Source organism: Pseudomonas sp. TTU2014-080ASC, from assembly GCF_001446935.1.
Taxonomy (GTDB): Bacteria; Pseudomonadota; Gammaproteobacteria; order Pseudomonadales; family Pseudomonadaceae; genus Aquipseudomonas.
In genome coordinates this window covers 942115-959019 of record NZ_LKKK01000001.1, presented here as the reverse complement: position 1 = coordinate 959019, position 16905 = coordinate 942115, and the positions used below count along the sequence as shown (strand labels likewise).

Annotated in this window: 11 protein-coding genes; 9 read left to right on the top strand and 2 right to left on the bottom strand. The window is 56.9% G+C overall.

The features are described 5' to 3' along the window. Positions 1-6 precede the first annotated feature (6 nt). Together AO726_RS04385 and AO726_RS04380 are read left to right on the top strand one after the other, a co-directional pair. On the top strand, positions 7-1191 hold the full coding sequence (locus AO726_RS04385; RefSeq protein WP_058066815.1) for an acetyl-CoA C-acyltransferase: 1185 nt from the start codon (positions 7-9) through the stop codon (positions 1189-1191). Next, on the top strand, positions 1191-1967 hold the full coding sequence (locus AO726_RS04380; protein WP_058066814.1) for an SDR family NAD(P)-dependent oxidoreductase: 777 nt from the start codon (positions 1191-1193) through the stop codon (positions 1965-1967). Before AO726_RS04385 ends, AO726_RS04380 begins: the two co-directional genes overlap by 1 nt. Before the next feature lie 80 nt (positions 1968-2047). Here AO726_RS04380 and AO726_RS04375 read toward each other — a convergent pair whose 3' ends face one another. Further along, positions 2048-3124, bottom strand: coding sequence for a helix-turn-helix transcriptional regulator (locus AO726_RS04375; protein WP_058066813.1), 1077 nt, complete (start codon positions 3122-3124; stop codon positions 2048-2050). A 346-nt stretch (positions 3125-3470) separates the two neighbouring features. Between AO726_RS04375 and AO726_RS04370 the strand changes: the two genes are divergently transcribed. The 4 genes from AO726_RS04370 to AO726_RS04355 all read left to right on the top strand — a co-directional run bounded on the left by AO726_RS04370 (position 3471) and on the right by AO726_RS04355 (position 9120). Then, positions 3471-5249: a DUF1302 domain-containing protein gene (locus AO726_RS04370; RefSeq protein ID WP_058066812.1), complete on the top strand. Its 1779-nt coding sequence runs from the start codon at positions 3471-3473 to the stop codon at positions 5247-5249. 21 nt (positions 5250-5270) lie between these two features. Further along, positions 5271-6638 carry a DUF1329 domain-containing protein gene (locus AO726_RS04365; RefSeq protein WP_058066811.1) on the top strand — a complete coding sequence of 456 codons (1368 nt, stop codon included), beginning with the start codon at positions 5271-5273 and terminating at the stop codon, positions 6636-6638. A 171-nt stretch (positions 6639-6809) separates the two neighbouring features. Then, entirely contained in the window at positions 6810-8267 is a 1458-nt protein-coding gene (locus AO726_RS04360) for a flavin-containing monooxygenase (protein ID WP_058066810.1), read from the top strand. An 85-nt stretch (positions 8268-8352) separates the two neighbouring features. Beyond that, positions 8353-9120: an alpha/beta hydrolase gene (locus tag AO726_RS04355; RefSeq protein WP_058066809.1), complete on the top strand. Its 768-nt coding sequence runs from the start codon at positions 8353-8355 to the stop codon at positions 9118-9120. A gap of 6 nt (positions 9121-9126) precedes the next feature. On the opposite strand, the gene qhpR is transcribed toward AO726_RS04355, so the two are convergent. Then, entirely contained in the window at positions 9127-10200 is a 1074-nt protein-coding gene (gene qhpR / locus AO726_RS04350) for an AraC-like transcriptional regulator QhpR (protein WP_241492046.1), read from the bottom strand. Positions 10201-11164: 964 nt separating this feature from the next. On the opposite strand from qhpR, the gene AO726_RS04345 reads away from it, so the two are divergent. From AO726_RS04345 to adeC, 3 genes are read left to right on the top strand one after another with little or no spacing between them, the layout of a single operon-like run. Next, positions 11165-12301 (top strand): efflux RND transporter periplasmic adaptor subunit, encoded by a 1137-nt coding sequence (locus AO726_RS04345; protein WP_058066808.1) that lies wholly within the window; start codon positions 11165-11167, stop codon positions 12299-12301. Positions 12302-12315: 14 nt separating this feature from the next. Then, the gene (locus AO726_RS04340) at positions 12316-15453 is read left to right on the top strand and encodes an efflux RND transporter permease subunit (RefSeq protein WP_058066807.1); all 3138 of its coding nucleotides are present in this window, start codon (positions 12316-12318) and stop codon (positions 15451-15453) included. After that, the gene (adeC, locus tag AO726_RS04335) at positions 15450-16877 is read left to right on the top strand and encodes an AdeC/AdeK/OprM family multidrug efflux complex outer membrane factor (RefSeq protein WP_058066806.1); all 1428 of its coding nucleotides are present in this window, start codon (positions 15450-15452) and stop codon (positions 16875-16877) included. Before AO726_RS04340 ends, adeC begins: the two co-directional genes overlap by 4 nt. Positions 16878-16905: the final 28 nt, after the last annotated feature.

Below are 16905 nucleotides of genomic sequence, written 5' to 3'. Positions count from 1 at the left end.
ATAACAATGAAAGAAGCCGTTATTCTCTCCACCGCACGTACGCCGATTGCCAAGGCGTTTCGCGGGGCCTTCAATGATCTGAAATCACCTACCATGGCCAGCTACGCGATTCGCGCCGCGGTAGAGCGCGCCGGTATTGAGGCCGGTGAAATCGAAGATTTGGTGATGGGCACCGGCATGCCTGGTGGCACTGCAGGCTGGAACCTGGGGCGTATGGCTGCACTGGCGTCAGGGCTGCCGCTGACGGTCAGTGGGCAGACACTGGATCGCCAGTGCGCATCCGGCCTGATGGCGATTGCCACGGCGGCTAAACAGATCATGGTGGATGGCATGCAGGTCACCATCGGTGCGGGGCAGGAGCACATCAGCCTGGTGCAGAACCGCCATCTGGAGTGGGCCATGGCCGAGCGCGATGAACAGGTGATGCGCATGGCTGAGCACGCCTACATGCCGATGCTGCAGACCGCCGAGATTGTCGCCAAGCGCTACAACATCAGCCGTGAGGCTCAGGACGAATATTCGCTGCAATCACAACTGCGCACAGCTGCTGCTCAGCAGGCCGGGCTGTTTGCGGATGAGATCGTACCGGTCAGCGCCCGCAAAAAAGTGCAGAACAAAGAAACCGGTGAAGTGACTTACGAAGACGTCACCCTGAGCCTGGATGAGGGCAATCGCCCGCAAACCGTGCTGGGCGACCTGACTAAGCTCAAGCCTGTGATTGAAGGTGGTTGCATCACCGCCGGTAACGCCAGCCAGCTGTCTGACGGTGCCAGTGCCTGCGTGCTGATGGATGCGCGTCTGGCAGAGCAACGCAACCTCAATCCGCTGGGCATCTATCGAGGTATCGCTGTGGCCGGTCTGGCACCTGAGGAAATGGGCATCGGCCCGGTACTCGCTGTGCCTAAATTGCTCAAGCAGCATGGCCTGAGCGTGGACGATATCGGCCTGTGGGAGCTCAACGAAGCCTTTGCCTGCCAAGTGCTGTACAGCGCGCAAACGCTGGGTATTGATCCGGCTAAATTGAACGTCAACGGTGGTGCCATCGCTATCGGGCATCCATATGGCATGAGCGGTTCGCGTATGGTTGGGCATGCGCTGTTGGAAGGTAAGCGTCGCGGAGTCAAATACGTGGTGGTGACCATGTGCGTCGGTGGCGGCATGGGCGCTGCTGGCTTGTTCGAGGTCTGCTGATGGACGTTTTGAAGAAGTTTGCACTGACAGGTAAAACCGTTCTGGTGACCGGTGCATCCAGTGGTATCGGTGCTCACCTGGCCCGCGTTGCGAGCCAGGCCGGGGCTAACGTGGTACTGGCCGCGCGGCGGGTGGATCGACTTGAGCAACTGGCCAGTGACGTGCACTGGCTGGGCGGGCAATCACTGGTGGTGAAGCTGGACGTAACCAGTCGTGACAGTGTTGAAGCAGCCTTTGATGCTGCTGAGGCGCAGTTCGGTGGCGTCGATATCGTCCTCAACAACGCCGGGATTGGTGATGCTCAGCGTGCTCTGGATATCAGTGAAGAGGATTGGCGGGCGATGCAAGCGACCAATCTGGATGGCGTCTGGCGGGTTGCACAGTGCGCTGCGCAGCGCATGGTCAAAAGCGGCCGTCCGGGCAGCATTATCAACGTCGCCTCCATTCTTGGTTTGCGTCCTGGCACGGGTTACAGCCATTACTCAGCGGCCAAAGCCGCTGTGGTGCAGCTGAGCAAGTCCCTGGCGCTGGATCTGGCCCGTCACAAGATTCGTGTGAATGCCATCGCGCCGGGCTTCTTCAAAACCGAGATGAACGACGCGTACTTTGAGACTGAAAAAGGTCAGAACTACATCAAACGTGCTGTTCCGACCGAGCGTCTGGGGCAGCTGCACGAGCTGGACGGACCGTTCCTGCTGCTGGCCAGCGAGGCAGGCTCGTTTATCACCGGCGAAGTCATCGCGGTCGATGGCGGACACGTGATCAACTCGCTGTAAGCCGGTTTCCGCACCATAAAAAACGCCGCGTTCCGATTGGGACGCGGCGTTTTTTATGGGCTGTTGCAGGTAGCACCTGCTCAGTTGAGCAGGCCTTGCATCTGTGCGCGGGCAACCGCTTGGGTGCGGCGCTCGGTGCCCAGTTTGCTGTTGATATTCCAGGCGTGAGCCTTGACGGTGTTGACCGACAGGCACAGCTGGTCAGCAATTTCGCGGTTGGACAGGCCGGTTGCGATCAGTTGCAGAATGGTCCGCTCGCGTTTGCTCAGCGAGCAGATGTTGCTGGCTGGCTGTTGTGAGCGATTGTTCTCACCATAGGTGATCTGGCTGCTGCCCAGTACCTGAGTGCTAAACCACTGCGGATGGCGACGGCGCAAGGAGCTGACCTGTGGGCAGGCGTTGTCGGCACTGTTGACCACTTCACGATGCAGGTAATTGATCAGCAAGCTGGTGCCATTGTTGAGGTTTTGCAGCAGGTTGTCAGAAGCGCTTTCGTGCAGCAGCAGGCAGATCAGTGCCGGCCATCCTTCGCACTCTTCCAGCAGACGCTTGCGCAACTCCACGCTGAAAAACTGCTGACGTTCACGTACCAGCTCCTGAACCACTGCGCTGTCGAAGGCCAGCAAGTGGGCACCGATTTCACGGACCGAACCCTGCAGGACCAGACGGGGCAAGCTCCAGGCTGGGCGGCGGCGACTGCTGATCCACCAGCGCAGGCTGTTCGGTGTGCGCTCAATCAGGTCTTCCATGCAGGCATCAAGCTCCGGGCACGGTTGACGTGGATAGTCATCAAGCATCAGCCATAGCGGCTTACGCACCCGGGCCAGCATGCGGTGCAACACTTCCAGCGGCTCGCCTTCTTCAACTTCTTCGCCCAGCTCGGCTGCAATGCGGTTGAGCAGGTCACGGGATGTCATCGAGTGGCCAAGCATTTCAACCCACACCACACGGGTGTCGGCCGGTGCCTGGCGGGCGCATTCGATCATCATGGCGCTTTTACCGAAACCGGCAGGCGCGCAGAAAAGGGTCAAACGCTTGGAGTCGTTTGTCAGTGATTGGCTCAACACAGGACGGTTAACGTGCCCGTTATTCGGTTGAGGCAGGTGATCCACTTGCTGGCTAGACCATTCAAGGGAAACAGGGCTTTGGGCGTGCATAAATGTCGACCTCTGCGGCTCGGACATCATGTGTCCGGTGGGGGGTGTTATTTGTGCCAAGTCGTCTTGGGCTATAGGTGACTATGCTGCCTAAAACTTAGGCATGGTTTTGGATATTCCGTGCCGCCTACTTGACATAATCTGACAGGTAGGGTGTGAACCTATACCGTTCGTCAGATTGCGCCTTGAAATAGGGCCAAAGCCTGAATTGCCAAGGCTTGTACAGACTCCGCCACGGATTGAAATAGTGGTTAGGTGTGATCTTGAATCGGTACGTTAGTCTGTATGGCGAGCGCATTTGGCTGGTTATGTTGCGAGTGTTCCACCCCCACTCGCGGAGAGCCAAATGACAAAAACAAAATGGCGCGAACGCTTCAAGCCTCGTGCATCAACCCTGGCCATTTCCCTGGCATGCGTATCCCCGGCAGCTCAGGCTGTCTCATTTCAGATCGGCGAAATCGAAGGTCAGCTGGACTCGTCGCTGTCCGTCGGCGCCAGCTGGGCCATGCGTAATGCAGACCCGGATCTGATCGGCATGGTCAATGGCGGCAAGACCGCTGCATCCTCCAACGATGACGGCCGCCTCAACTTTAAAAAAGGCGAGACTTTTTCGAAGATCTTCAAAGGTCTGCATGACCTCGAACTGAAATACGGCGACACCGGCGTATTCGTCCGGGGCAAGTACTGGTACGACTTTGAACTGAAAGACGAAAGCCGTCCGTTTAAAGACATCAGTGACAGCAACCGTAAGCAGGCGGCGCAAGCCTCCGGTGCGGAAATTCTGGATGCGTTTGTCTATCACAACTACACCATCGCCACTTTGCCGGGCAGTGTGCGTGCCGGTCGCCAAGTCGTCAGTTGGGGTGAAAGTACGTTCATCGGTAACAGCATCAATGCCATCAACCCGATCGACGCAGCGGCACTGCGCCGTCCCGGGGCTGAGCTCAAGGAAGGCCTGATTCCAGTCAACATGCTGTTTGTCTCGCAAGGCATTACTGAGCGCCTGTCAGCAGACGTGTTCTACCAGTTGGAATGGGATCAGACCGTTGCCGATAACTGCGGCACCTTCTTTGGTGGTGATGCCATCGCCGATGGCTGCGATGAGGGCCTGACGGTTGGCCAGCCTGCCGCAGTAAATCTGCTGGGGCCATATGCCGACGCTATGGGCGTGAAAATGACCCAGGAAGGCTTGATCGTACCGCGAGCAGGTGACCGCGATGCGCGGGACAGCGGGCAGTGGGGTATCGCCTTGCGTTGGATGGGCGATGAAACCGAATACGGCGCTTACGCCATGAACTACCACAGCCGCACGCCTTACCTGTCGATGACTACGCCAAATGCAGCCGATATCGGTTTGGCGCTGAGCATGCCGCTGGGTGGTCTGGCCGGCCCGGTTGGGCAGACCTCGATGCTGGGGAACAGCAAGTACTTCCTGGAGTACCCGGAAGATATCCGTCTGTACGGGCTGAGCTTTGCCACAACTCTGGAAAGCGGTACCGCGTGGTCCGGTGAGGTGAGCTATCGTCCGAACATGCCACTGCAGTTCAACCTGCTCGATGCAGTAAATGCACCGGTCATTGAGATTGGTAAAGCTGGGCTGGCAGGTGGTATTGCAGGTGCTTTGGCGATGGCCGACACCGATATCAAAGGCTATAAGCGCAAGGAAGTCACCCAAATTCAGAGCACTCTGACGCACTTCTTCGATCGTGTGCTGGGGGCTGATCGTCTGGCGCTTGTGGGCGAGTTCGGCATGACCCATGTCGGCGGTTTGGAGTCCCGCAGTGATCTGCGTTATGGCCGCATCAACGAGGTGGGCCCTTACAGTCCGAGTAACTCAAACGGTTTTTACACCGCCAATTCATGGGGCTACCGCGTACGCGCAATGCTCGATTACAGCGACGTGTTTGCCGGGGTCAACCTTAAGCCGAATCTGGCCTGGGCCCACGATGTGGATGGCTACGGTCCGACCTTTAACGAAGGTGCCAAGGCGGTAAGCATCGGCCTGGATGCCGAATACCGCAGTACCTATACCGCAAGTCTGTCTTACACCGATTTCTTCGGTGGTGAATACAACAACCAGATTGACCGTGACTTTCTCGCCCTCAGCGTCGGCGTGAACTTCTAAACCTGCTTGAGAGTGTGTGTGATGAAGACAACTACAAGAATTTTCGCAAGCCTCACCTTGTCATTAATGACCAGCAGTGTGCTAGCCGCTGCCAGTCCGGATGAAATCGCCAAACTGGGCACGAGCCTGACTCCGATTGGCGCTGAGCGCGGCGCAAACGCGGATGGCTCCATTCCTGAATGGACTGGCGGTTTAACCAAGTCGGCCGGAAGCGTCGATGCCAAGGGTTTTCTGAGCAACCCGTTTGCTGACGAGCAGCCGCTGTTCGTGATCACGGCCCAGAATGCCGAGCAGTACCGGGACAAACTGAACGAAGGCCAGCTGGCGATGTTCAAGCGCTACCCGGAAACCTTCAAGATGAAGGTCTACCCAAGCCATCGCACTGTTTCTATGCCTCAGGCCATCTACGATGCGGCGCGTGTCAGCGCCGCCAACGTCAAGTTGGTTGACGGTGGTAATGGTTTGGACGGTTTTGCTGAGTCGCGGGTGTTCCCGTTCCCGATTCCCAAGAGCGGCATTGAGGTGGTGTGGAATCATCTGACCCGTTACAAGGGCGGAAACGTACTGCGTGATTCCAGCAACGGATTCCCTCAGCGCAACGGTGAGTACACCTTGGTACGTATGACGGATCAGGTGGCATTCCCGTCCTGGCTGCCGGACATGACTAAAGACAAAGCTGAAAACACCCTGCTGGTGTTCAAAAGCGTCACCACTGCTCCGGCACGTCTGGCAGGCAACGTACTGCTGGTTCATGACACCCTGAACCAGGTCAAGGAAGCCCGTATGGCCTGGCAGTACAACCCTGGCCAGCGCCGCGTACGTCGCGCACCACAAGTGGCGTACGACAGCCCCGGCAATAACGCGGATGGCACCCGTGCATCGGATGACTTCGATATGTACAACGGCGCGCCGGATCGTTACGACTGGAAACTGATCGGCAAGAAAGAGCTGTATATCCCTTACAACAGCTACGATCTGGCCTCACCGAGCCTGAAGTACTCCGATATTCTTAAAGTCGGGCATGTCAATCAGGACCTGGCCCGCTATGAGCTGCACCGTGTTTGGGTGGTCGAAGGCACACTGAAAGACGGTAAGCGTCATGTCTATGCCAAACGCCGCTTCTATATAGATGAAGACTCTTGGACCATCGCAGCCTCCGAACTGTATGACGGTCGCGGGCAGTTGTGGCGGGTAGGGCAGGCTATGCTGATGCAGGAGTACAACGCGCAGACTCCGTGGTATGCCCTTGAAGCCCTGTACGACCTGATCTCCGGCCGCTACGGCGTGTACGGCATGATCAACGAAGAAGCCAAATGGATCCGTTTCGGCGTGAATGCCTCGTCTAACGACTACACACCCGCCGCGTTGCGTACCTCCGGGGTGCGCTGATACAGACTGCCAGGCCAGAGGTACTGCGGGCGGGTGTCCTCCCGCAGTACGTTTGGTCGGGATTAATGCACTGTCGTCATATGTCAAATATCAGTCTATAAAGGTCAAGTCATGGCGCGGGAGCAGGCTCAATACTGCACCCAAACAATGACAAATGATGAGAGCTTATCCATGCAGAATCACTACGATGTCTTGATCATTGGCGCGGGCCTTTCAGGTGTCGGAACCGCTTGCCGTTTGGCCGAAGAAATGCCGGAAGCCAAAGTCGGGCTCATCGAACGCCGCAAGGCCATCGGTGGAACGTGGGATCTGTTCCGTTATCCGGGTATCCGTTCCGACTCGGATATGTTCAGCTTTGGTTACTCATTCCGCCCTTGGAACGAGCTGAAAGTGCTCGCCGACGGCACTGCCATCCGCAATTACATTACCGATACGGCGCGTGAGTACGGCATCGAACGTAAAGTTCAGTTCGGCCTGAAAACCACCGATGCCTCCTGGAGCAGCGAAGAGCGTCAGTGGCGGGTGACCTGCCTCGAAGAAGAGACTGGGCAGACCCGTGAGTTCACCTGCCAATACCTCATCTCCTGCACCGGTTACTACAACTACGATGAGGGCTTCTTGCCGGAGTTTCCGGGCTCGGAGCGTTTCCAGGGGTTGCAGATTCACCCTCAGCACTGGCCTGAAAATCTGGATTACAGCGGAAAGCGTGTGGTCATCATCGGCAGCGGTGCCACGGCCGTTACTCTGGTACCTGCCATGGCTAAAGATGCTGAGCACGTCACGATGCTGCAGCGTTCGCCAAGTTACGTCTTCAGTGTGCCGGGTTACGACAAGTTGTCTGCGTTTTTACGTCGATTCCTGCCAGAGCGTTTTGTTTACGGCATGGCCCGTAAGCGCAATATCGTCATGCAACGCCTGATCTACAAAGCCTCCAAAGCGTTCCCAGGCATGGTGCGCTCTTACCTGCTGCGAGGTGTTCGCAAGCAGGTAGGTGACCAAGTGGATATGCGCCACTTCACCCCGCGCTATATGCCTTGGGATGAGCGTATCTGCGCGGTGCCGGATGCTGATCTGTTCAAGGTGCTCAAACAAGGCAAGGCCTCAGTCGTAACCGATCAGATCGACACTTTTACCGAGAAAGGTATTTTGCTGAAGTCTGGTGAGCACCTGCAGGCCGACATCATCATTACTGCTACCGGTCTCAAGTTGCAGACGTGCGGCGGCATGGCGCTGAAAGTGGACGGTGAAGAGAAGCACTTGAATAAGCTGATGACATACAAAGGCTCCATGCTTCAGGACATTCCTAACATGGGCTTTGTGTTCGGTTACACCAACGCACCCTGGACACTGAAAGTCGATCTGACGGCCAGCTTCCTCTGCCGCCTGTTCAACTACATGAAGCAGAACCAGCTGGATGTGGTTATGCCCAAAGCGCCTGAAGGCCAGCTGATGGCGGATGAGACCGTCCTCGGCTCGCTGCAGTCGGGATACATTCAGCGTGCACAGAACCTGCTGCCGCGTCAGGGCCGTGGTTTGCCATGGCGCGTACTGCACAGTTATGAGGATGATCAGAAGATGCTTCTCAACCAGAGTGTCGAGGATGCGAATCTGGAATTCCGCCGCGCCTGATGGCGTCAGAGGTTTAGGCATTACAGCGCCGGGATTAAATACCCGGCGCTGTTCGTTTCAGCACACTGAGCAGGAAGATTCGGGTATGAAACCAACACTGATTTTTATTCATGGCATGTGGTCGCGGCATAACGTCTGGAACGAGTGGCTACCTGTGTTCCGCGAGCAGGGCTATGAATGTGTGGCGATGGATTTGCCAGGCCACAGCGAGCACGGATCGGATCAGCAACTGGCCGGTGTCCAGCTACAGACCTACGTGGATGCAGTGGTGAATGTCGCCAAGCCATACCCGCGTCCCGTCTTGATCGGCCACTCACTGGGCGGTCTGCTGGCCCAACTGGCGGCGCAACACCTCGACTTAAGTGGCGTGGTGATGGTCAACAGCGCAGCCCCGGGGCAGGTGTTTCCGTTGCGGGCGGTGATGCTGCCGGGGCTGGTTCGGCATTTTGCCAAGTGGGGGCTGTGGAAGCGCTCCTTCCGTCTCTCCGAGTGGGAAGCCAATTACCTGGTGTTTAACCGTGTTGCGCCAGAGCAGCGCGCGGCTCTGCACAAGCTGCTGATCGCCGAGTCAGGTCGGGTGGCTTACGCCGTAGGCTATGGTCGCTTGAACCTAGCAGGCAGCAACCGGGTAGACCGGGACAAACTGCGATGTCCGATTCTGGCGCTGGCGGGCGACAGTGATCGGATCATCCCGGTCGGTGTGAGCCGGCGCGTAGCCACTTGGTATGGTCCGCGCATGGATTACCGTGAGTTTGCCGGGCATGGCCATTGGCTGCTGGGCGAAGTGGGTTGGCAGCAGCGTGTCGAGGCAGTCAGTCAGTGGATTGCCGCGCTCAAACCGAGCGAGGAATAGAGCACTTCAGCTTTTACCCAATTGCCGCTCTAGGTGGGCGCGCAGGCGTTGCCGGGATTTTCCCGGGAACTGCTTGGCCCGCCATTGTTTCGGGCTCATCCCATACCAGCGTTGGAACGCCCGGGAAAATGCGCTCAACTCGGAGTAGCCGAGCATAGCGGCCAGATGCGTCAGACTCAGGGTCGAGTCGGCCAAATAGCGCTCAGCCATGGATTGGCGCGTCTCGTCCAGCAGTATCTGAAAGGATGTACCTTCCTCGGCCAGATAACGCTGCAGGGTGCGTGGCGACAGGTCCATGTAGTCGGCAATCTGTTCTATCGTAGTGCGTCCGTTGGGCAGCAGGTCGCCCAACAGCTGACTGACATAGGCCGGTAATTCTTGCACTGACATGTTGTCCAGTGTGTCCAGGTGCTTCTGGATCAGGCGATGCAGATTCTCATCACCTGCACTCAGGGGAGCGCTCAATACCTTGGCATCAAATACCCAGGCGTTGTACGGCGCGTTAAAACGCGGTGCCAGCCCTAACAGTCGGGTGTAGGCCTGCGGTTCCCGTAACGGCGCATGCTGCAGCATCAACGCGTGGGGCTGCCAGCGGCTGCCCAGCAAGGTGCGCATAAGCTGTGTGGCACCGCCAACCACCAGTTCCAGCACCAGACGGTGGCTGGGCACGTCTTTGACATTGCCCGCATCGTAGTGCAAAAGCGCGTGTTCGCCTTCAATCTCGATGCGAATACGCGATGAGCTGGAATGTAGGTGGAAATACTGGCTGAGCTCCTTGAGTGCTTCACCGACATTACTGGCGTTGCGGATCAGATACAGCAGCGGGCCGAGTCCTCCCACTCCCTGATAAATACCAAACTGCAGGCAGAACAACGGGTTGCCGGAACGGTTCACGGCGCTTTCAAGCAGGGTGGCAAACTTGCGGTAGGGGATAAAACTTTCTGGATGCTCCAACACATCGTTGGGTAATTCGGCATCGTTGATCAGGTCGTGAGCGTTCAAGCCCTGGCTGGCAGCAAACTCCTGCAGTGCGTAGAGCGATGAGGCGCGGATAAAGGCGGTAACTTGACTGATCAGCACTGAAATGCCCCTTAAGCAACTGCCTGTTGCATGGTTGATCTGAGCGGAAGTCCCTGAAAATTCGAGTGCTGGCAAACATTTCTATCCGAGATGATGCCTTTAGCAAGAATAATCTTAATGACTTTCGGCTCTGACTATTGAGAGCTACTTCTCTATTGGCATTTTCAATATCCAGCTGGCTTGTAGCCCATAGGTCGTATGAAGCATAGGCCTTATGTGTGTATGACACCGCGTAGAGCTCAAAGCATAGGTACAGGGGGGGTAGCAGCAGGCCATTTGTTTCAACCATTGCCCGTGACTAAATCCTGGCATTTGCGGAGCGGGCCTCGTAGGTAGGAATAGTCAGGTAAGCGGATGGAAAACGTCTGTTCTGTATATAAGAGGGGTGTTGTAAAAATGGCGTCATGCAAACCGAATTACAGTAATTGGCTTGCAAATTTATGTCCCTGAATAACATATGGTTTTATCTGCTGCCGAACTGGCATTTAATAATCAGGTTATTCGGGTGTAAAACTAATACTTGAGTTTGAGTACCAAGGTCTCATTAAGTTCTGAAACAGCTGCACACAGAATGGCGAGAACCTGAACCTATACGCATGGTCGCAATCAATACCCGACGTATTGCGCAAGGCCACAGCAGCTCCAATGTTATGCGAGCGTCTTGAGATGCGGAGCCAGAGCCGCCTGCTGGGGGCTCCCTGCTGGCAGTTGAGCGGTTTGTTGTGCTCAAGCGACTCGCGCAAGTGAGGTTGGCGGCTGTCTATAAATGCTATTAAGGCATCTCGGGGGCTTCTTATCCGGTAACACTAAGTTCCAATGCAGAGCAGTTTTAGCAAGCAACCAGGCTGGTTTTATCTCTATAATCAGCGCACAAACATACAGTGACGTAGGTATAATCTTCCGCCTTTCGTTGAGTATTAATTTCAGCCCTACAGGGCATCGCTCCACACATGAGGTCCCTTAGATGCATCCGAAGCCAACCTTCGCCGCATTGGTTTCCGCCGCCGCCTTGGCGGTTTTCGGCCTTTCCGGCTGTAAAGAATCCTCCGCACCACCGGCTCAGCAAGCTCCTCAAGTGGGTGTGGTGACCCTCAAATCCCAGCCGTATACCCTGACCACAGAACTACCAGGCCGTACCAGCGCATACCGTATCGCGGAGGTTCGCCCTCAAGTCAGCGGCATTATTCAGAAGCGTTTGTTTACTGAAGGCAGTGATGTGAAGGCCAACCAGCAGCTGTATCAAATCGATCCGGCAACCTATCGGGCCGCATACAAGAGTGCTCAGGCGGCCCAGATTTCTGCCAGCGCATTGGCCGATCGCTATAAATTACTGGTGGTTGATAAAGCCGTTAGCCAACAGGCATTCGACGAGGCCCGCGCCTCCAGCCTGCAAGCGCAGGCGGCGTTGGAGCAAGCGCAGATCAATCTGCGTTACACCAAAGTACTCGCCCCCATTTCTGGCCGTATCGGTCGTTCCATTGTGACTGAAGGGGCGCTGGTCAACAGTGGTCAGGCCGATGCACTGGCAACTATTCAGCAGTTGGATCCGATTTACGTAGACGTGACTCAGTCCACCAAAGAATTGCTGCAGCTGCGCCGTGACCTGGCCGAAGGCCGCCTGAGTGCTGCTGCCGATGGCGCCGCCAAAGTGCGCCTGCGTCTGGAGGATGGCAGCGACTATCCTCTGGAAGGCAAGCTCGAGTTCTCCGACGTGTCGGTTGACGAAGGCACAGGTTCCGTGACCTTGCGTGCGGTGTTCCCTAATCCGGACTATCACCTGCTGCCAGGCATGTTTGTGCATGCTGAACTGGTTGCCGGCGTTAACCAAAAAGCCATTCTGGTTCCCCAGCAGGGCGTGACCCGTACTCCTCAGGGTGAGGCCATGTCGATGGTGGTTAATGAGAAGAATGTGGTTGAAGCCCGACCGCTTAAAGCTGAGCGCACCGCCGGTAATAACTGGCTGGTGATTTCCGGGCTCAACGAAGGCGACCGCGTAATTACCGAAGGCCTGCAGTTCGTTCAGCCGGGCGTCGAGGTCAATGTTAAGCCAGCCGGCAATCTCAGCGCCAATCAGGCTGAGTCACAGACTGAAACGCGCTGAGCGGGGATTAACTGATGTCAAAGTTCTTTATTGACCGGCCCATTTTTGCCTGGGTTATCGCCCTGGTGATCATGCTGGCTGGGGGATTGTCGATCCTCAAATTGCCAATTAACCAGTACCCGAGCATTGCGCCACCGACAATCAGTATTGCCGTGCGCTACCCAGGTGCTTCCGCACAGACCGTGCAGGACACGGTGGTGCAGGTCATTGAGCAGCAAATGAACGGTATCGACGGGCTGCGCTATATCAGCTCATCGAGTAACTCCGACGGCAGCATGGAGATTCTGGTTACCTTCGAGCCGGAAGTGAATCCAGACATTGCCCAGGTGCAGGTGCAGAACAAACTGCAACTGGCCACGCCACTGTTGCCTCAGGAAGTCCAACAGCAGGGGATTCGGGTAACCAAATCGGTTAAGAACTTCCTGTTGGTGATCGGCCTGGTTTCCCAGGACGGCAGCATGGATAAGAACGACCTGGCGGACTACATCGTTTCCAATATTCAGGATCCGCTGTCCCGTACCAAAGGTGTGGGCGACTTCCAGGTGTTTGGTTCGCAGTACGCGATGCGTATCTGGCTTGATCCACAGAAACTCAACAACTACGGCCTGACGCCTGTTGATGTGAGTGCCGCCATTCAGGCACAGAACGTCCAGGTTTCTTCTGGTCAGTTGGGCGGCTTGCCTGCTCTGCCGGGGCAGCAACTCACGGCCACCATTATCGGTAAGACCCGCCTGCAAACTCCGGAAGAGTTCCGCAACATCCTGCTGAAAGTCATGCCGAGCGGCTCGCAAGTGCGTCTGGGTGATGTAGCTACGGTTGAATTGGGGGGTGAGAACTACAGCATCAGCGCGGAATACAACGGCAAGCCTGCCACCGGTATCGCGGTCAAACTCGCCACCGGTGCCAACGCCTTGGAAACCGCAAAAGCTGTACGTCAAACCATTGCCGACCTGCAGCCGTTCTTCCCGCCGGGAATGGAAGTGGTTTATCCGTACGACACCACGCCGGTTATTTCCGAATCGATCAGCGGCGTAGTGTCTACGCTGTTCGAGGCGATTGCTCTGGTGTTCCTGGTTATGTATCTGTTCTTGCAGAACTTCCGGGCCACCATCATTCCGACTCTGGCTGTTCCTGTCGTACTGCTGGGCACATTCGGCATCCTGGCCGCCTTTGGCTTCAGCATTAACACGTTGACCATGTTCGCCATGATTCTGGCCATCGGCCTGTTGGTGGACGATGCCATTGTGGTGGTGGAAAACGTCGAACGGGTAATGAGTGAGGAAGGCCTGTCGCCGCTTGAAGCCACGCGCAAGTCCATGGGGCAGATTCAGGGCGCGTTGGTGGGGATTGGTCTGGTGCTGTCGGCGGTGTTTATTCCGATGGCATTCTTCCCGGGATCGACGGGGGTTATCTACCAGCAGTTCTCGGTCACTATTGTGTCGGCCATGGCGCTGTCAGTACTGGTCGCGCTGATCTTTACCCCGGCGCTGTGCGCAACACTGCTCAAGCCGATTCCTAAAGGTCAGCATCACGAGAAACGCGGTTTCTTCGGCTGGTTCAACCGTACTTTCCAGCGCGGCGTGGATCGCTATGAAAGTGGCGTGAAGGCTGTGCTCAAGCGCAAAGTTCCGTACGTGCTGCTGTATCTGGTGATTGTGGCCATCATGGGCTGGATGTTCACCAAGATTCCGACCGCATTCTTGCCGGATGAAGATCAGGGCGTGCTGTTTGCGCAGGTGCAGACGCCGGCAGGCTCGACTGCCGAGCGTACCTATCAGGTCGTCAATGAAATGCGTGACTACCTGCTGACGGAAGAGTCCGACACGGTGCGCTCCGTATTCAGCGTGACTGGCTTCAACTTTGCTGGTCGTGGCCAGAGCTCAGCAATGGCCTTTATCGGCCTGAAGCCTTGGGCAGAGCGTGCTAAGGAAGAATTCAGCGTGTTCGCTCTGGCTAAGCGTGCGCAGCAGCGCTTCTTCAGCTACCGCGATGCCATGGTGTTCGCATTCGCGCCACCGGCGGTGATGGAGTTGGGTAACGCAACGGGCTTTAACTTTTTCCTGCAGGACCGTGCTGGGATTGGTCACGAAGCGCTTAACGCTGCACGCAATCAGTTCCTCGGTATGGCTGCGAAAAGCCCGGTGCTGGCGCAGGTGCGCCCGAACGGTCTGAACGATGAGCCGCAGTACCAGTTGGTCATTAATGATGAAAAGGCGCGCGCCCAGGGTGTGTCGCTGTCGGATATCAACCAGACCCTGTCGATTGCCTGGGGTAGTGGTTATGTCAACGATTTCATCGACCGTGGGCGGGTGAAGAAAGTGTATGTGCAGAGCGTCGCCGAGGCGCGCATGAACCCTGAAGACCTGAACAAGTGGTACATCCGCAACAGCGCTGGAAAGATGGTGCCGTTCAGTGCCTTTGCCAGCGGTAAGTGGGTCTACGGTGCGCCTAAGCTGGCCCGTTACAACGGTGTTCCTGCAGCGGAAATCCTCGGTGCTGCAGCACCGGGCTACAGTAGCGGTGAGGCCATGGCTGAAGTCGAGCGTCTGTCGGCACAGCTGCCGCCAGGTGTAGGTATTGCCTGGACGGGGCTGTCGTACGAAGAGCGCATGGCGGGTGACCAGGCTACTGCTCTGTATGTGCTGTCGTTGCTGGTGGTATTCCTCTGTCTGGCGGCGCTATATGAAAGCTGGTCGATTCCGTTCTCGGTTCTGCTGGTGGTGCCATTGGGTGTGATTGGTGCGCTGTTGGCTACCTATGGTCGGGGACTGTCCAACGACGTGTACTTCCAGATCGGTCTGTTGACGACGATTGGTTTGTCAGCCCGTAACGCGATTCTGATCGTAGAGTTCGCCAAGTCGCTGCACGAACAGGGCATGAGCCTGATCGACGCAGCAGCCGAGGCGTGCCGTATGCGTTTGCGTCCGATTGTGATGACCTCGCTGGCCTTTATTCTCGGCGTAGTACCGCTGGCGATTTCGGCGGGTGCAGGTTCAGGCAGTAAGCACGCGATTGGTACCGGTGTGATTGGCGGCATGCTTAGTGCGTTGGTGCTGGCGATTTTCTGGGTGCCGCTGTTCTATGTGGTGGTTTGCTCGATCTTCGAGAAGAAGCCGGCGGCGGTTGATAGCAACAAGGAGGTTAACCAGTGAAACGCTCAGTCTTACCTCTGGCTTTAGCCGTTAGTCTGCTCAGTGGTTGCAGCCTGATTCCTGACTATGAGCGGCCTCAGGCCCCCGTTGCGCAAGCCTGGCCTGAAGGCCCGGCGGCGCAGGCGGCAGCATCCGGCAGCAGCGCTGCCGAGGTGCTGGAGTGGAACAGTTTCTTCCGCGATCCGGCCTTGCGCCAACTGATGCAGGTAGCCCTGGATAACAACCGTGATCTGCGGGTTGCCTCCCTGAATGTGGACGCCTACCGGGCGCTGTACCGTATTCAACGTTCCGAGCTGTTCCCCAGTGTTGGCATCAACGGTAGCGGCACGCGTCAGCGTACACCGGGCGATCTCAACGGGACTGGTGAGCCGCAGATCAGTGGCCAGTATGGTGTCACTGCAGGCGTGAACGCCTGGGAAGTGGATTTCTTCGGCCGTCTGCGTAGCCTCAGCGAGCAGGCGTTGCAGCAGTATTTCGCCACCGAACAGGCTGCCCGCAGCGCTCAGATCAGCTTGGTCTCCAGTGTGGCAGCCGCCTATTTGCAGTGGCAGGCGGATCAGACTCTGCTGAAGGTGACTCAGGACACCCTGAAAACCTTTGAAGACAGTTACGCCCTGACCCAGCGCAGTTTTGATGTCGGTGTGGCCGATGCACTGGCGTTGAGCCAGGCGCGCACTGCGGTGGACAGCGCGCGGGTCAGTCTGACCCAGTATCAGCGTCTGGTGGAACTGGACCGAAACGCGTTGGTACAGCTGATTGGTGCAGAACTGCCAGCTGACTTGCCGCAAGGGCTTGATCTGGACTCTGAAGTGCTCAGTGCGGTGCCAGCGGGACTGCCGTCTGATCTGCTGCAGCGTCGTCCTGATCTGCTGGGCGCGGAGTTCCAGCTCAAGGCTGCCAATGCCAACATTGGTGCGGCGCGCGCCGCGTTCTTCCCCAGCATTACCCTGACCGGTAATGCTGGTACTTCCAGCAGTGAACTGTCTGGCTTGTTTGATGCGGGTTCTGGATCGTGGCTGTTCCAGCCGCAGATCAACTTGCCGATCTTCAATGCCGGTCGTCTGCGTGCCAACCTGGAATACGCCAAGTTGCAAGAGCAGATTCAGGTGGCGCAGTACGAGAAGGCGGTTCAGGTGGCTTTCCGTGAGGTGTCTGATAGCTTGGCATCACGCACCATTTATGAGCAGCAGCTGAAGGCTCAGCGTGAGTTGTTAAATGCCAGCGAGACCTACTACAACCTAGCGGATCGTCGCTATCAGGCAGGGGTCGATAGCTACCTGACCTTGCTGGACGCGCAACGTCAGCTGTTCAGTGCCCGTCAGGCGCTGGTGACCAGTCGTCTGGCGCAGCTGAGCAGTGAAGTCGAACTGTACAAGGCGCTGGGTGGTGGTTGGAGCGACAAAGGGCAACCGCCACAAGAGTGACAGGCTGTTGCTGAAAACCCCGGTTTAT